Raw genomic sequence first — 16,843 nt, forward strand, 5'->3', positions numbered from 1 at the left:
GGCCTGATCCTCGTGATCACCGGAGTGAATTTGGTATGGTATCAGGATTGGGAGTTGGTATATTTCCTAATCCTCGTCGTGTTTTATGCGCTGTTCCGTTTGATTTTGTCGAAGCCGCTGTGGCCTGCACTCCTGACGCTGCTTATTACGGCGGTGCTTTTCATACACTACGGCGCTTTGAACCTAACGGGTATCATCAGCTACATCTCCCTTGCGATCCTGCTGTACTCCGTCATTCGCCGGCGCATGCTGCGTCAAGAAATGCATGAGCAAAATCTCCGCCTATATGGCAGAGCTGCGGAAGGCGTATGATGAACTGCAGGAGGCTTCCGTGACGTCCATGCGTTTTGCGGTCTTGGAGGAACGTACGCGCATCGCGAGGGACATCCATGATTCTGTATAGGTCATAGTCTCACGTCCTTGATCGTCCAGCTCCAAACGCTGCGGTTCATGGTCCGGCAGGATACCGGACGAGCGGAGCAAACGATCGATGAGATGTTGGTCGTAGCGCGCCAGGGGCTTCAAGACATCCGCAACTCCGTCCATGCGCTGGCTGATGACGCCTCGTTCTCCGGCAAAACGGCCTTAAACGCCCTGTTGTCACGGCTGGAAGCCTCATCCGGAATTCGTTGCGTGATGCAAGACGAGCTGCCAGACGGGGATCTGGGAGACAAAGTATAGCAGGAGCCAAACCACCAGTATACGGAAGGAAAGGAGGAGCCCCATGACAGAATCATACCGGATTAAAGTGATGCTCGCCGACGATCAGAACATGATTCGTCAAGGCTTTGGCGATATTCTCAGCTTGCAGCCCGATCTGCAGTTGGTTGGTGAAGCGGGAAATGGGAACGATGCGGTCAAAATGGCTGAGGAACTGCGTCCGGATGTCATTCTGATGGATGTACAGATGCCGTTCATGGACGGTATCGAAGCGACAAAGCGGATCATGAAGCAGCAAGCAGGGGTTAAAATCGTTATTTTGACGACGTTTAAAAGACGCGGAAGCAAGCGACATGATCGAAGCGATCCGTGCCGCCTTATCGCGGGGAAGCCATCTATAAGACGAAACTCGCCTCCGGCGCCCTGCAGGAAGCGATTGCCAACGCATCGCCGTCCGCTCCTCACAACGTGCAGGCAGTAAAGCTGCTGGAACCGTTGACCGAGCGCGAACGGGAGATTCTCCAGGAGATGGCCTACGGGCTTCGTAACGAGCAAATTGCGGCCAAGTTGTTTATTACCGAAGGAACGGTAAAATCTCATGTCCACCGGATCTTGCAGAAGTTCGGCTGCGAAGATCGGACACAGGTGGTTGTGATGGCGCTGCGGGGCGGATTGGTTCAATGACCGGACGCCTCTTTTTTGTGCCGCTTATAAGTTAAACCTATTGCATTTATAGATATTATATCTTGGAACAATTAACACAATCATGTTATATTGGATTCAACATTCAAGGCCGGAGGGAGCAGCAATCTGCACTTTTGCCTTGATCACGTGTACGAATCCTTCTGTGGGGTGATTGATCATGAGCAGCAAAAAGACAATGTACGAGAAAATTTGGGATAACCACGTCATCTATCAAGAGGAAGGCAAGCCGAGCATTCTCTATATCGATTTGCACCTCGTTCACGAGGTGACTTCACCGCAGGCGTTTGAAGGTCTGCGCCTTAGCGGACGCAAGGTGCGCCGCCCGGAATTGACCTTCGCTACGATGGACCATAACGTTCCTACCAAAGACCGTTATAACATTACCGACCCGATCTCGAAGCAGCAGATCGATACGCTGGCCAAGAATTGCCGCGATTTTGGCATCACCTTGTACGACCTCGACACGATTGACCAAGGCGTCGTGCACGTTATGGGGCCGGAGCTGGGCCTGACACATCCGGGCAAGACGATCGTTTGCGGCGACAGCCACACCTCCACGCACGGTGCGTTTGGTGCGCTTGCTTTCGGGATTGGTACGAGTGAGGTTGAGCACGTACTGGCAACTCAATGCTTGCAGCAGGCGAAAGCGAAAACGCTGGAAGTCCGTTTTGTCGGCAAACGTAAACCAGGGGTAACTGCAAAGGATATGATCCTCGGCGTTATCGCCAAGTATGGCACGGATTTTGCTACCGGCTATGTTATCGAGTATACGGGTGAAGCGATCCGGGAGCTGTCCATGGAAGAGCGGATGACGATCTGTAACATGTCGATCGAAGCTGGAGCAAGAGCAGGCTTGATTGCCCCGGACGAAACGACGTTTAATTACCTGCGGGGCCGCGAGCATGTGCCGCAGGGTGCAGCGTTCGATCAGGCGGTGGAGGAGTGGAAGAAGCTGGCTACCGATGAAGGTGCAACTTACGACCGTGTCGTCGAATTCGACGTGGATTCGCTGATTCCGCAAGTTACCTGGGGAACGAGCCCTGGGATGGGTACGGGGATCAACGGCGTGGTGCCGAACCCGGCCGACTTCGCAAATGAGAATGAACGGAAAGCCGCTGAGAAAGCGCTGGAATACATGGGCTTAACACCAGGTACACCGATGACGGATATCGCGATCGATTATGTCTTTATCGGTTCCTGTACGAACGGCCGGATCGAAGACCTGCGTGCAGCAGCGGAAATCGCTAAAGGCTACAAGGTTTCCGACAAAGTTACGGCGATCGTCGTTCCAGGCTCGGGCCGCGTGAAGCTGCAAGCGGAGAAAGAAGGTCTCGACAAAATCTTCAAAGAAGCGGGATTCGAATGGCGTGACGCAGGTTGCAGTATGTGTCTGGCCATGAACCCTGATGTCTTGCAGCCGGGTCAACGGTGCGCTTCGACCTCCAACCGTAACTTTGAAGGACGGCAAGGGCGCGGCGGCAGAACACATCTGGTTTCTCCAGCCATGGCGGCAGCAGCGGCGATCAAGGGTCATTTCGTCGACGTGCGTGAATGGGAAATCAAGAGTGAAGTCCTGAGCTAATCGAGGGAAAAGGGGAGAATCGACGATGGAAGCATTTGTGAAACATACTGGAATCGTAGGTCCCGTGGACCGTGTTAACGTAGATACCGATGCAATTATACCTAAGCAATTTCTGAAACGGATTGAGCGTTCTGGATTTGGCCAGTTTTTGTTCTATGAATGGCGGTTTGACACGGAAGGGAACCCCAATCCGGAGTTCGAATTAAATAAACCGCGGTACGCGGGTGCGTCCATTCTGATTTCACGCGTCAACTTCGGTTGCGGCTCCTCGCGGGAGCATGCGCCGTGGGCCATTTTGGATTATGGATTCCGTTGCGTGATTGCACCGTCTTTTGCGGATATTTTCTATAACAACTGCTTTAAGAACGGTATCCTGCCGATTAAGCTGTCGGAAGAACAAGTGGAGGAGCTGTTCCAACGCACGGCAGCCCATGAGGGATATAAACTGACGGTGGATCTGGAGCAAAAAACGATCACCGACGAGTACGGCTTGAACATCAGTTTTGATCTGGATGAGCACCGCCGCCAGTTTTTGCTGCAAGGCTTGGACGATATCGGCTTGACGCTCCAGCACGAAGATTTGATTGCGGCATACGAGAAGAAGAAATTTGCGCATTTGGCTTAAACCGTCTGAACTTGGCGGGAAGCCCCGGCTGCGACATGCAGCTGGGGCTTTTTTTGTCAATCTATGAAAATATAAGTCTATCAGCCCCGTGTTTTTTCTGATATTATGGAAGTAATTAGCAACGTTTTAGGAATGTTGGCGTTTACAATGCTCGCTGGATCCCATTCTGGTGGCGTATCCGTCAATGAGATTCTTGATTCGGCAAAATACGAGGGTGGGGTAGGGATTTACGGATGAAGAAACTCGGCTTATTGATGTTTATGTTGGTTGGTTTGCTCGTGTTTCCGGGATTGGCGAACAACGCCTACGCCGCCTCGGCGGAGTCATCCGGGACACATATCGTGTTGGACGGCCAGGAGCTTGAGCAGCCTGCCGGTGCCCAAGCGGGGATCGTGAGGGGCAACGTGATGGTGCCGCTGCGCGTCGTTGCCGAAGGTTTGGGTTATCAAGTCGCTTGGGAGAAGAAGAGCGGCACGATTACGATCACGCAGGAGGGCACCGAGCTCAAGCTCACGCTGGGTCAGGACACCGCTTATGTTGACGGTCAGTTGGTCAAGCTGAGTAATGCTCCTTTTCTGCAGGGAGACTCAACGCTTGTTCCGCTACGTTTCGTTGGTGAACAGATGGGCATGAAGGTCAGCTGGGATAATGCCACGAAATCCGCTTACTTAACCAGTCCTGCGGGAGGTTCCGCCGCCGGTGTTGTTCCGGGTACGGCCAGCCAAGCCCCAGGGTCGGAGACTCCGAACTCTGTTCCGGGAGGGCAGCCAATAGCGGGGGATGACGATACATACGACCCGGGAGCTTCAACCGGGAACCAAGCTGTGAGCCCTATCGCGTTGATCCAAGGCATCAGCTTTAGCGAAAATCGTTTGATGTTTGCTGTTTCCGGCAGCGTCACCCCGAACGTATTTAAAATGAGCGGTCCCGAACGTCTCGTCATAGATATTCCCAACGCCGACTTTGCTCCGACCTTCGGGGACGTTCATCCTTTGGACTCAGGCCGGAATGGTCAATTTGCCGTCAGCGATTATCCGGACGTCTCCCAGATCCGCTATTCGCTGTTTAGCAAATCGCCGTCAACTGTTCGGATTGTAATCGATTTGAACCGGAGCGTTGAGTTTACGGTCACGAACCTCGACGATGGCCTTGTAACCGTCGACTTGACAGCAGCCGCAGGCGTACCGAATACCAGCACGGGCGGAAGCGGCCGACCGCTGGTTGTGATCGATGCGGGGCATGGCGGGAGCCAGCCTGGGGCAATCAGCGTCACCAAGAAACAGGAGAAGGAGTTTACGCTGGCTGTGGCGCTGAAAGTCGAGGCGCTGCTGCAGCAGGAAGCCGGGTTGGAGGTGATCCTGACCCGTACGACGGACGTCACCATGTCGCTCCAAGACCGGGTTAAGGTGGCCAACGATCGCGGGGCTTCGGTGTTCGTATCGATCCATGGAAACAGCATCGATCCTCCAAGCAACCCCAGCGGTTCAGAAACGTATTACACCCGGGACGAGAGCATTCCGCTCGCCAATGTCATGCACCGGCATTTGGTGAAGGCAACGGGCTTGGCGGATCGCGGCGTCAGGAAGAGCAGCCTGCATGTTACACGGGAAACGAAGATGCCAGCCGTGTTGCTTGAGGTCGGTTATTTGAGTAACAAGACCGATGCCGAATTAATGTACACGGAGGAGTTTCAACAACGTGTTGCAGAAGGTATTGTCGCGGGTATTAAAGAATATCTGGGCTTATGATCGATAAGATATGACAAGGAGGGGAGCGGCATGAAAAGAAAAGTGGCGGTATTGCTGGCTTTGGTGGCTATGCTGGGGGTTGCCGCAGGGTGCGGAAACAAGCCGGCGGCTTCACCTCCGGAGAATGAGCATCTAAGGGAAACCGCCCTAAGCAGCGGGGCGCAGCAAAGTGAAACACAGATGCAAGAGGTGCAAGGGCCGGTCAACGGTACCGGCGAATCGGGGGATCCCCAAGCTGGTTCGCAACAAACGGGGGCGGAGAAGCTGACCATTCAGGTTTATTTTACAGATGATGAAATGATGGAGCTGAAGCAGACGCCGCGTGAGATTGAATTTACAGCGGACCATAGCAAATACGAAAGCGCCTTTGAGGCGCTGCAAACGGATGATGACAGTCTGCTCTCCCTATGGGAGAAGGTGGTCCTGAATACGGTGAAGTTCGTACCGGAGAGCGGGCTACTAACGATTGATATTCACTTGCCGGACGAAGCGCGCCTTGGTGCGGGTGGGGAGTCGCTGGCTATCGAAGCGCTGAAGAACACGATGTTCCAGTTTGATGAAGTCCAGCAAATCGAGTTGACGGTGGATGGTCAGCAAGTCGAATCGCTGATGGGCCATGTCGATCTGGAACATCCGATGACCCGGTAAGCACGAAATCAAAGAGCGCGGAAAGGCCGCCGTGTGAAATGTAACGGAACTCAAGAGCCGTTAACAGACTATAGCCAGCCTAGTAAATCCATTTGAGGATTTGCTGGGCTGTTTTTTTGCTCTGGCGGCAATAGCGGTACTTTGTGGCCTTATTCCATGATTTATACCCGCTATCACGACAATAGCGGTAATTCATGGCCTTATTTGTCCAGGATCGCCCCATTATCCTGCTTTTTTCCCCTTCCCACGAAAATAGCGCCCAAAAGTTCCTCTATTTTTGCCAAATCCCCTTCCTTGTTGGAGATAGCGCCCTTTTAAGGCGTTATTTCACCGGTCAACGCAAACTTGGGCCCAATTCTCTCTTTCCGCATCCAGGAAACCTAGGATTTTCGTAGGAAACACTGGCAAAAGTTAAGCAGAAAAATGCCAGATTTTCGCAACTTTCCAAGCGGTTTGGCGTCTAATATGTCGTCTGGTGATGTCGAAATGGAAGTGAACACCCACGGCATCATAAGGCAAAAATTCTAAAGGTAGGGGTGACGGATGAAGAAAAAAAGTTTGGTGACGCTCATGTTCGCCTGGTTGCTTCTCTTCGTAATGGCGCAAACAGGACATGCTGCGTCCGGCAGTACGAGTATTTATCTGGATGGGAAAGCACTCGCTTTGCCCGAAAATGGACAAGTCCAAAATGTGAATGGAAATGTGATGATTCCAATTCGTGTCGTCGCGGAGGAGCTAGGTTTTGACGTCAACTATGAGAAGAAGACGCGCACGGTAACCATAAAGCAATCCGGTACAACGCTTATTCTCGTCATTAATCAAACAACCGCTTCCGTCAATGGAAGCGAGGTCAAACTGCCCGTCGCGCCGAAGCTTGCCCAAGATACTACGCTCGTACCTATGCGGTTTGTCGGAGAGCAAATGGGGCTGCAAGTGGCTTGGGATAACACAGCTAAGGCTGCCTATTTGACGACGCCAAGCTCTGGCAGTGGAAGCGGAAATACCGGCAATGCCGGGTCTGGCAACAACACCGGGAACGGCAACGGAACCGGAACCGATGGGCAGCAGCCGGGAACGGTTGTACCTCCGGCAGATACCAGCAATTTGGCGAAAGTGACCGGAATCGCGTTTGATAACAACAGCCTGATGATTGCGGTCGATAAGAATGTGACGCCTAATATTTTTACGATGAGCGGCCCGGAACGGCTCGTGATCGATCTGCCGCAAGCTCAATTTGCCGAAGCGTTGGCTGGAGGCGCGCCGCTGGATGCCAGCAAGAGCGGGTCCATTGAGGTAACGGAATACCCTGATGTTTCCAAGGTCAGATATGCGTTGTTCAGCAACAATCCCTCGACGGTTCGGATCGTATTGGATTTGAATCACAAGGTGAATTACCAGCTGGTCAATGAGAATGACGGCTTAATTTTTGTGAATTTGAACTCGGAATCAAGTCAGGGCGGAGGAACCTCTGGCGGCAGCGGGAAGAAGACGGTCGTGCTGGATGCCGGTCACGGGGGAAGCGACCCGGGCGCCATCAGTGTGACGAAGAAGAAGGAAAAAGACTTTAACCTGGCGGTCGTTCTGAAGGTGAAGGAGCTGCTGAAAAACGATCCGAACATCAATCTAGTGTTGACGCGCGAAAGCGATACGTATCCGACGTTGTCTGACCGGGTGAAGATTGCCGAGAACGTAAAAGCAGACATCTTTATCTCCGTACATGCGAATTCCGGCTCTGCTTCGGCCAGCGGCGTGGAGACCTATTATACGCGGGCAGCCAGCCTGGATCTGGCGAAGGTCATGCATAAGCATCTGGTTCAAGCTTCCGGCTTGGCCGATCGCAAAGTCCGTACGCAAAGCCTGCACGTGACCCGGGAAACGACGATGCCGGCCGTGCTGCTGGAATGCGGGTACTTAAGTAACAAAAACGATGATGCACTGTTGGCAACCGATGAGTACCGGAGCAGAGTTGCCCAGGGTATCGTTGACGGCATTAAAGAATATCTCGGCCTTCAGTGATCGCCGGGCGAAGGAGGAAGTCACCGTGAACAGAAGAAGAAGCATCATCCTTGGAATCCTGGTACTTCTGCTCGCCTTGAGCAGCGGCTGCGGGCAGAAACCGCAGGCCGCTCCGAATAACGGAGCGGGGAATGCCGAGGCCAACCAAGGAAGTGTGCAAGTACCAGACGAGGCTACGCCGCAAAATTCCGATTCGACGCAAGGAGCGGACGAAACGAATGCACCGCAGCAGATGACGGAGAGCATCGAGGTTTATTTTACCGATGATCAGATGCTGGAGCTAAGCAAAGAGAGCCGCGAGATCTCTTATCCAGCGAAGCAAGATAAATATTTGGCAGCCCTCAAAGCGCTGCAAGCTCCTAGCAATGCGAGCCAGTTCTCCCTATGGGGCAAAGCGGAGTTTCATTCCGCCGATTTCAAGGAAGGAACGGTAACCGTTGATTTGACGCTGCCGGATGAAGCGCGCCTTGGAGCAGGCGGGGAAGCGCTGGCGCTTGATGCGCTGAAGAACACTTTGTTCCAATTCGACGAGGTGCAAGCGATCGATGTGCTGGTTGATGGCTCTCCCGTGGATACTTTGATGGGTCATGTCGAACTGACGCATCCATTAGTAAGAAATTAAGGGATTGGGGAGGAACTCGCCCGTCCGCCGTCGAATGGTTTAAGGAGATCTTTTTTGTAGAAAGGAAGAATTTGATGGCATCCTATAAACGCACGTTTCAACGCAGTACCCGGAAAGCGGTCTCCGCGATGCTGGTCACGGCCATGTGCTTGGGCGGGACGACGGCGGCATTCGCCGAGGAAACGCCGGCTGTAACCACCTCGCAAAGCGTTGCGTCGGTATCCTTGTTTAGCGACGTACCGAACGGTTTTTGGGCGGAGAAACATATATACAAATTAGCAGCTGAAGGCATTCTGCTAGGCGATGCCGGCAAGTTCCGTCCGGGCGACAACGTCACCCAGCAGGAAGCGATTACGATGGCGATCCGGTTCATGAACCTGGATTCGCAACTGGGCAACGGTGCCGGAGCTCCGGCAGATCTGAAAGTTGGCAATTATTTTAAACCTTATTTGGAGCTGGCACTGTCGAAAAATTTGATTGACAAAAACGAAGAGCTCGCATCCACGAAGGAAGGCGAAGCTTGGGGTGAGAAGAAGGCTTCCCGGGAATGGGTGGCCAAGCTACTCGTTCGCGCCTTGGGTAAAGACGCGGAAGCGAAAGCCTCCGCAACGCTGCCAACCGGCTTTGCCGACCAAACCAGCATCTCCGCGAACGCGCGAGGATACGTTAATGTTGCGGTTCAACTGAAGCTGACCAACGGGGTGGAGGGCAACCGGTTCGATCCACTGGGCAAAGTCACGCGAGCCCAAATCGCAACCTTCTTTAGCCGCGGCAGTGAATACGTAAACCCGGGCTATGCCAACGTCTACGAGGGGATTGTTACCGAGCTTACGGACAGCAAGCTGACGTTGTATACGAACGGACAGATGAAGAGCTTTACGTTGGATAACCGTTCGGTCTATTTCACGAAGGATTCCGAAACGAGAACAACGCAAAGCGCCTTGAAGCTGTATACGAAAGTGCTGGCCGTGGATAAGGTGGGCTCAGCCGCATATGTAGAAGTAACCGATCCGAACCAGCAGTTGGAGCGCTCGGAAGGAACGGTATTATGGAACCCAGGAAATAATCAATTGCTGGTTCTAGTAAATAACACTCCAGTAACCTTGACCTATGATAGCAGCACAGCGTTTGTTGATCAGTACGGGAACTCCATCAAAGCTAGCGACTTAACGACTGATAGCACGGTAGTTGTTCAACGTGAGACATTTACGTCTGACAAGAAGCCAGTGATCATTCAACTGCAATCTGTAGGGAATGTATCCGGCAGCGGTACGGTTTCGAAAATTGATCTTACCGGTAAGAACATTACGATCAAACTTGCTAACGGCAATGAAGAAACGTTCAAATTCAACGATAAGACGATTTTGCTCTACCAAAATCAAGTTCTGAATCAGATGGGCGAAGTGAACGAAGGGGCATCGGTTACGTTTGAAGTGAAGAACGGCGTGCTGGCCTCCTTGGTTGTGACTCAAGCGACAGAACGAACGGTGACCGGGACCTTGCTGGATCTCGTTGGCGATACGTTGCTGAGCTATACGAATGCAGGCGGACGTGACGAAATCAAGCGGCTGGCGAAGAACGTGACTGTGGAAATTAACGGCATCGCTGATGCAAGCCTGGACGATCTGATCACCGACGAAAAGGGCGGGGACAAGGTCGAATTGACACTGAATCCTGACGACGAAGTGACGAAGATCGTAGTTACGGGGCGTCAATCCGAGAAATTGGAGAGCGCAACGGTGATCAACTACGATACGAAAACCAAGGCGCTTACTGTCTTGGATGCGTCGGAGAAACCGTATGTGTTCGTGATCGATGAGAAGACGAAATACAGCTACAACACAACCTCGCCAACGTTGTCCGGTCTGGAGGCTCTGCTGTCCAAAGGGCGCAAGGTTGATCTGACGGTTGTAGGTTCTCGCGCAGTTAATGTGGATGTGACCTACAAGTACGAAGGCACTTATGTATCGGCCAATACCTCATCGAAGAAAATTACGATTTTGCAGAACAATGGCAAAACCGTAGAAATTCCTTATCAAGGAACAACGCCGACGATCAGCATTTATGGTAAAGCGAACGCCTCGCTGGCCGATCTCAAAGCCGGGGATGCGGTTACCGCGATGCTGACGGCGAATCAGGACGCGTTGCAAACGTTGGCGGTGAAGAGCTCCATCCAGTTTGAAGTCGTTTCGGTAAATACGGCAAACAGCCGCATTCGGGCGACGGCGAACGGTGTGACCTCCGAGTTCTATGTGGATCAAGCTGTACTGCTTGGCGAAAATGGCGGGGCGATTAAAGTCAGCGATTTGAAGGCGGGCCAAACAATTAACGTTACGTTTAACGGCCAAACGGCGATCTCGCTGCAAGTCGTGAAGCTGACGTTAGGGAAGGTTCAAAGTGTTGATGGTTCGACCTTGCTGGTAAAATCTTTTGCCGGGAACGTGGAAACCTATTCCTTAGCGAGCGGCGTGAAGGTTCAACGTGGAACGGAAGTCAGCACAAGTGTGACATCGCTAACGACCAGTGATCATGTTGAGGTTCGCAAAGATACAAACGGAGCGGTTGTCGTTAAGGTGCTGACGCCGCAAGAACGCAAATTCTCCCGTTACGACGGGGTAAGCAAGGAAATTATCGTCTTGCGGTCCTCCACGTCTGACAACAATTATCGCTTTGCGGTAACAGCGGATACGTATATTCACCAAGGTGACACGACAATATCCGTGCAATCCCTCCAGATTAATGATAAAATTGTTTTGTATTTCAACGGAGACAAGCTGGTTGAAGTCGAAAAGCAATAATCATTTTTCGTGAGATCAACCGTCTTGATGCGGGATGTTTCCCGAGTCAAGACGGTTTTTTCGCGGATAAAACCATGCGGCCAGCAGGGCCTCCAGGAAAGGAGTGGAGACATGAACGCGGCTGATGTCCGCCATATTTTAGACACCATCGGTGCCATGTTTCCGGATGCGCGCTGTGAGTTGAACCACGAGAATGCCTTTGAGCTTACGATTGCCGTCCTCCTGTCCGCGCAGTGCACCGACGCTACGGTAAATAAAGTTACGGCTGATTTATTTAAGAAGTATAAAACGCCGGAGGATTACGTATCGGTTCCGCTGGAGGAACTGGAACAGGATATCCGCAAAATTGGCTTGTACCGCAGCAAAGCCAAGCATATTCAAAGTTTGTGCAGAATCTTGCTGGAACGGTACGGCGGAGAGGTGCCGAGAGAACATGAGAAGCTGGTTGAGCTGCCCGGTGTTGGGCGTAAGACGGCAAACGTTGTCGTATCCAATGCCTTTGGCGTTCCGGCGATCGCCGTTGACACGCATGTGGAGCGCGTCAGCAAACGGTTAGGTTTGGCCGGGTGGAACGATTCCGTTCTCGAGGTGGAAAAGAAGCTGATGAAGCGGGTGCCTAAAGAGGAATGGACATTAACGCATCATCGCTTGATCTTTTTCGGAAGGTATCACTGCAAGGCGCAAGCCCCCAAATGTGATGTCTGCCCGCTGCTTGACGTTTGCCGGGAGGGCAAAAAACGTATGAAAACGCCGCAAAACAGAAAACCTAAGAAAAATGCGGCAAAATAAGATAACCCATAGGTGAGGATGAGAGACCATATGAGATGCATTTCTGTGTATACCGACAACTTTGAACAGTTCTCGGACGTATTTGAGCAAGTCCTTGATTTGAATTTAGGTGAAAACGACGAACGTGAAGTGGAAGGGTTAATGGTCAGCGACTCCGGTGAAGTGCCTGAGCATTACTTGGGGCGGATGTCGGCGAAACCTGAGGTCGTCGTCATGAAGGATAAGACGCGCGGCATCACGATTTTGCAGCATGGCAAGGTGTTTGAAGTCCTGCTTCCAACAGAAACCGCAGAAGTTGCGGTGAAGTAGAGCGCAGATCCTTCTCATCAAAAGAGAAAATGAAATCCCCTCGGATGCGTGGTGTAATAACCCACATTCAAGGGGATTTTTGTTGTTGAGCTTATACATGATCAATCGTTTCTTAGGCGCGAGGAGATCAGCAGTAGTCCGAAGGAGAGCAGGATCGTGCAGCCTGTTAACGCCCAGGCCAGCTGCAGGTTTCCGGCGTCAACGGCAAAATAAATTGCCGTCGGAATCGTTTGCGTTCGGCCGGGGATGTTGCCGGCGATCATCATCGTTGCCCCGAATTCCCCCAGCGCACGGGCAAATCCGAGAATAAATGCCGCCTGCAGCGAACGAGAGGCGAGCGGCAGCACGATATAGATAAGCACCTGCCATTCTCCGGCTCCCTGGGAACGGGCGGCGTCTTTCAAATGTTTATCCACTTCAAGGAAGCCGGACTTCAGCGTTTGATAAATCAGCGGGAAGCTGACGACGGCCGCAGCGACGATCGCGCCAAGCGGCTGAAACACAAAGCTGATGTTGAACAGGCGGTCCGCTGCCTGTCCGATCCAGCTATTTTTTCCCAACACCACCAGTAAAATAAACCCTACCACGCTTGGCGGCAGAACGAGCGGAAGGAGAAAGACGGTTTCCACCAGCGTTTTCCCGTAGAAGGAGGCCGCGGACATGCGCCATGCCACCAGTAACCCTACCACAAAAGCGATGGCAGTGGCGGCGATGGACACTTGCAGTGATAACGTGATCGGCTCCCAGAACGAAGTCGAGATTTCAAATGTACGCATGTGAGGTTACTCCGCCGGGGTGAACCCGTATTTGACGAACACCTGCTGGGCTTGGTCGCTTTTTAAAAATTCGTAGAAAGCTTTAGCTTCGTTGCGATGAGCGCTGTCCTTGAGCACTCCGATTGGATATTCAATCGGGTCATGGCTTTCGGCTTCTGCGGTCAAGGCCACCTTCACCTTGTCCGAAAGGGCTGCATCGGTTTTGTACACGAATCCGGCGTCGACATTGCCGGTTTCCACATAAGACAACACCTGCTTGACGTCCTTCGTCAGCACTAGATGGGATTGCAGCGGCTCCCAAAGCTTATGGTAGGTAAGAGCTTGCTGCGCGTATTTTCCGGCCGGGACCGATTCAGGGGTGCCAATGGCGATATCGCCGAGCTTGCTTAAATCTTCCATGCTTTGGACCTCTACGGAACCGTCCTTGGGAACAACCAGTACCAGATCATTGGTCAGCAAATTGGTCTTAAGTTGATCGTCAATGAGACCTTTGTCGACCAAGGCATCCATTTGCTTGGTTCCAGCGGAGAGGAACAAGTCGGCCGGCGCGCCCTGTTCAATTTGCTGCTGAAGCGTACCGGAAGCGGCATAGTTAAAAGTGAGCTTCACTTGGCTGTGCTCGGCTTCATATACGCCCTTGAGTTCATCCAAGCTTTCGGTTAAGCTGGCGGCAGCAGAGATGAGCAGCTCAACTTGCTCAGCCGGTTCAGATGGATTCTCAGCTGTTGTGGACGAAGAGTTCGCCGCGTTGCTGCTATCGGCGCTTACCGAAGATGTGTTGCTGGAAGAAGCAGATGGATCGCTGCATCCCGCGGATAGGAGTAGAATAATGGCTGCGAATGCGGCCAAAAAGGGCAATTTCAAAAACTTTTGCATATGGAATCCTCCTTGGTTATGTCTAATTATAACTAGATTATACGAAACATAACTAGTTGTATAGATCACTTAGGGAGCATTCATTGAAAAAAAGGGAAATCCCCGGTAAGATGAGTCTAGTTGCATGAACTATGATGAAGGAGTACGCTATGACCGAACCGATCTCTTATACAGCCGAGGAAATCGCCAAGCTGTTGAAGGTGTCCAAGCTAACTGTCTACGATCTAATCAAAAAAGGAGAGCTTCCTGCTTATCGGGTAGGTAAACAGATGCGGGTGGATTCCACCGATCTGGAAGCTTATAAGCAGAGAGCCAAAGGCGGGGCAACGCCTCATGCTGCCGCTGGTGTGCCGGTATTCCAGGTGCCCTATACCGTGCCGCCTCGGCCGGATGTCGATGGTGGAGAAGCGCTCGGTGCAAGAACGCTGGTCATTACCGGGCAAGATCCAGGACTCGACCTGCTGGCGAAAGCGCTGGAATCGAGGCTCCGCGGGTGCCGGCCGTTGCGTTCTTTTGCCAGCAGTATGGACAGTTTGGTGGCCATGTATAACGGTGCGGTAGATATCGTGAGTACGCATCTGTATGACGGAGATACCGGGGAGTACAATTTGCCTTATATCCGCAAACTTTTTATTTCCCTTCCTTATATGGTGTTGAATTTTGCGGCACGCCGGGCTGGATTTTACGTCAAGCAGGGCAATCCGCTGGGGATTCGCTCCTGGGAGGATCTGACGCGGCCGGGAATTCGGTTGATTAACCGGGAAAAAGGCTCTGGCGCTCGGGTGCTGCTGGATGAACAGCTCCGCAAGCACGGGATATCGCCGGATTCCATTATCGGATACAACCAAGAGGAAACGTCGCATATGGGCCTTGGCGGGCGAATTGCCCTCGGCCAAGCGGACGTAGGTATCGGCAGTGAGAGACCGGCTAAGATCGCCGGACTTGAGTTTATCCCGCTCACCCTGGAGCGGGTGGATCTCGTCGTCCTGAACAAACCGGAAAACCGCGAGTGGATCGCCAAGCTGCGCGAAGCGCTGGAATCCTCTGAGCTGCGCGGGGTGCTCTCCTCGCTTGGCGACTACGATCTGTCGCTCACCGGAAAGGTGTTAGCGGATCGGGAGGCCGGGTTATATTAATAAATCTTGAACCGTCTCCATTTGGGGGCGGTTTTGTTGTACAGGAAGCCCGCAGGGAAGCTGCGGCAGGGAGCATTTCCAAGCGCCCGGGGAAATGTTAAAATATGAATAATTAAAATGAAACTTGATTTCGCAGCGTGGAAAACGGAGGGGCTTGGATGGATCGGACGATGACGAAGACGGACTACGAACTGCAGGAGCGGCTGCATCAGCTGCAGCACTTGCTGGAGCAGGAAGGAGATGCAACCGCGGCGGCGGAGCTTCGGGAAGTGGGCGATAAGCTGGGCCGACGGGAGCTGGTTGCGGCGTTTTGCGGCCATTTTTCGGCAGGGAAGTCGAGTCTGATTAATGCGTTAAGCGGGAAGACGGTGATGCCGGCCAGTCCGCTACCTACCAGCGCCAACGTGGTACTGATCCGGGAAGGGGAGCCGCGCGCGCTGCTGACGCCAGCCGATCCGGCGAAACCGAAGGTCGAGGTGCCGGTGGACGAGGTGGTAGCGTATTGCCGCAACGGGGAGGAATATGCCCGCGTTGAGTTGTGGGACCGGGTGGAGCTGCCTCCGCGCGGCGGCGTTCTGCTGGATACGCCGGGGGTCGACTCCAACGACGCCGGCCATGCGATGGCCACGTATTCTGCGTTGCATTTGGCGGACGTTGTTTTTTACGTGATGGATTATAACCATGTATCGTCGGAGACGAATTTAAGCTTTGCCAAATCGTTAAGCGATTATGGTAAACCTGTCTATATGATCGTGAACCAAATTGATAAGCACCGGGAAGAGGAGCTGGCCTTCACTGCGTACCAGGCATCGGTCAGTCAGGCGTTCCGGAACTGGAATATTAAGGCGCAGGGGATTTTTTATATCTCGCTTAAAAAAGAGGACGCTCCTGGCAATATGCTTCCGCAGTTACGGAAAGTGATCCGCAATTTGTTTGCACGGGGAGAAGGCTTGCTGGAGTATAGCGCTTATGCTTCAGCCGCCCAGTCGGTTGAAGGTTATCTGGCCCGTGCGGCTGCGGCGGAGCAGTCCCAGCGTGAGCAGTTGGTGGCGGAAGCCGGCGGGGAAACGGACGTGACCGCGATGGAAGAAGAGCTGCGGCAGCTGGAAATGGCGGGGCCGTCGGGAGAGCAGGTATGGGATATGCGGAAGCAGGAGTGGCTGCGCCGCATCAGCAGCCTGTTGGAAACGGCCCAAATGATGACGCCGCCGTTGCGGGAGCAGGCGGGGCGTTATTTAGAGAGTCAGGCGCCGGGCTTTAAAGTGAAGGGCTGGTTCGCTGCCGGGAAGACGGAAGCGGAGAAGCAGAAGCGGCAAAGCGAGTTTTTGCAGGCGTTAGCCGAACAAGTCGAAGCGCAGCTGGACTGGCATGTGCGCCAGGAGCTGCGGGCGATCGGCCAAGAGCTGGAGATTTGGGGCGAAGCCTGGGAGCAGCAGCTCGACGAGCGGATGCCAAAGCCGGCGGAGGCGTGGATCACGGAGCCGCTTCCAGGCGGGGCGATGCTGTCCGGCGAGTCGACGCTGCACTACGCGGCAGCGGTGGCCGCAGGCATC

The 16,843-nt window shown here is 53.2% G+C and carries 15 protein-coding genes and 1 pseudogene; 14 read left to right on the forward strand and 2 right to left on the reverse strand.

The window, feature by feature from the left end:
* Positions 1–24: 24 nt before the first annotated feature.
* The 12 genes and pseudogenes from POTG_RS16180 to POTG_RS16235 all read left to right on the forward strand — a co-directional run bounded on the left by POTG_RS16180 (position 25) and on the right by POTG_RS16235 (position 12,502).
* The gene (locus POTG_RS16180) at positions 25–312 is read left to right on the forward strand and encodes a hypothetical protein (RefSeq protein WP_157273476.1); all 288 of its coding nucleotides are present in this window, start codon (positions 25–27) and stop codon (positions 310–312) included.
* Positions 313–399: 87 nt separating this feature from the next.
* Positions 400–681 (forward strand): histidine kinase dimerization/phosphoacceptor domain-containing protein, encoded by a 282-nt coding sequence (locus POTG_RS22790; RefSeq protein WP_083791517.1) that lies wholly within the window; start codon positions 400–402, stop codon positions 679–681.
* A 43-nt stretch (positions 682–724) separates the two neighbouring features.
* Positions 725–1,344, forward strand: a pseudogene (locus POTG_RS16190) (LuxR C-terminal-related transcriptional regulator).
* Between the two features lie 178 nt (positions 1,345–1,522).
* A complete protein-coding gene (leuC, locus tag POTG_RS16195) occupies positions 1,523–2,947 on the forward strand; it encodes a 3-isopropylmalate dehydratase large subunit (protein ID WP_036645872.1) in 1,425 nt (474 codons plus the stop codon).
* Positions 2,948–2,972: 25 nt separating this feature from the next.
* Positions 2,973–3,572 (forward strand): 3-isopropylmalate dehydratase small subunit, encoded by a 600-nt coding sequence (leuD, locus tag POTG_RS16200; protein WP_009225922.1) that lies wholly within the window; start codon positions 2,973–2,975, stop codon positions 3,570–3,572.
* A 233-nt stretch (positions 3,573–3,805) separates the two neighbouring features.
* Positions 3,806–5,320 (forward strand): N-acetylmuramoyl-L-alanine amidase family protein, encoded by a 1,515-nt coding sequence (locus POTG_RS16205; protein WP_009225923.1) that lies wholly within the window; start codon positions 3,806–3,808, stop codon positions 5,318–5,320.
* Between the two features lie 30 nt (positions 5,321–5,350).
* Positions 5,351–5,968, forward strand: a complete 618-nt coding sequence (locus POTG_RS16210; protein WP_009225924.1) for a GerMN domain-containing protein — start codon at positions 5,351–5,353, stop codon at positions 5,966–5,968.
* A gap of 543 nt (positions 5,969–6,511) precedes the next feature.
* Entirely contained in the window at positions 6,512–7,984 is a 1,473-nt protein-coding gene (locus POTG_RS16215) for an N-acetylmuramoyl-L-alanine amidase family protein (protein WP_009225925.1), read from the forward strand.
* A gap of 25 nt (positions 7,985–8,009) precedes the next feature.
* Entirely contained in the window at positions 8,010–8,606 is a 597-nt protein-coding gene (locus POTG_RS16220; RefSeq protein WP_009225926.1) for a GerMN domain-containing protein, read from the forward strand.
* Positions 8,607–8,680: 74 nt separating this feature from the next.
* The gene (locus tag POTG_RS16225) at positions 8,681–11,404 is read left to right on the forward strand and encodes an S-layer homology domain-containing protein (RefSeq protein WP_036645875.1); all 2,724 of its coding nucleotides are present in this window, start codon (positions 8,681–8,683) and stop codon (positions 11,402–11,404) included.
* Positions 11,405–11,515: 111 nt separating this feature from the next.
* Positions 11,516–12,193: an endonuclease III gene (gene nth / locus POTG_RS16230; RefSeq protein ID WP_009225928.1), complete on the forward strand. Its 678-nt coding sequence runs from the start codon at positions 11,516–11,518 to the stop codon at positions 12,191–12,193.
* 30 nt (positions 12,194–12,223) lie between these two features.
* Entirely contained in the window at positions 12,224–12,502 is a 279-nt protein-coding gene (locus POTG_RS16235; RefSeq protein WP_009225929.1) for a hypothetical protein, read from the forward strand.
* 101 nt (positions 12,503–12,603) lie between these two features.
* On the opposite strand, the gene modB is transcribed toward POTG_RS16235, so the two are convergent.
* Both modB and modA read right to left on the reverse strand, forming a co-directional pair.
* A complete protein-coding gene (gene modB, locus POTG_RS16240; RefSeq protein ID WP_009225930.1) occupies positions 12,604–13,278 on the reverse strand; it encodes a molybdate ABC transporter permease subunit in 675 nt (224 codons plus the stop codon).
* Between the two features lie 6 nt (positions 13,279–13,284).
* Complete coding sequence (gene modA, locus POTG_RS16245; protein WP_009225931.1) at positions 13,285–14,154, reverse strand: molybdate ABC transporter substrate-binding protein; 870 nt, start codon at positions 14,152–14,154, stop codon at positions 13,285–13,287.
* Positions 14,155–14,303: 149 nt separating this feature from the next.
* Here modA and POTG_RS16250 point away from each other — a divergent pair, with 149 nt between their 5' ends.
* Positions 14,304–15,290 carry a helix-turn-helix transcriptional regulator gene (locus POTG_RS16250; RefSeq protein ID WP_009225932.1) on the forward strand — a complete coding sequence of 329 codons (987 nt, stop codon included), beginning with the start codon at positions 14,304–14,306 and terminating at the stop codon, positions 15,288–15,290.
* A gap of 158 nt (positions 15,291–15,448) precedes the next feature.
* Positions 15,449–16,843: dynamin family protein (locus tag POTG_RS16255; protein ID WP_198136224.1), on the forward strand; the 1,395-nt coding region annotated here is incomplete at its 3' end.

The sequence above is a fragment of the Paenibacillus sp. oral taxon 786 str. D14 genome, from assembly GCF_000159955.1.
GTDB lineage: Bacteria > Bacillota > Bacilli > Paenibacillales > Paenibacillaceae > Fontibacillus > Fontibacillus phoenicis.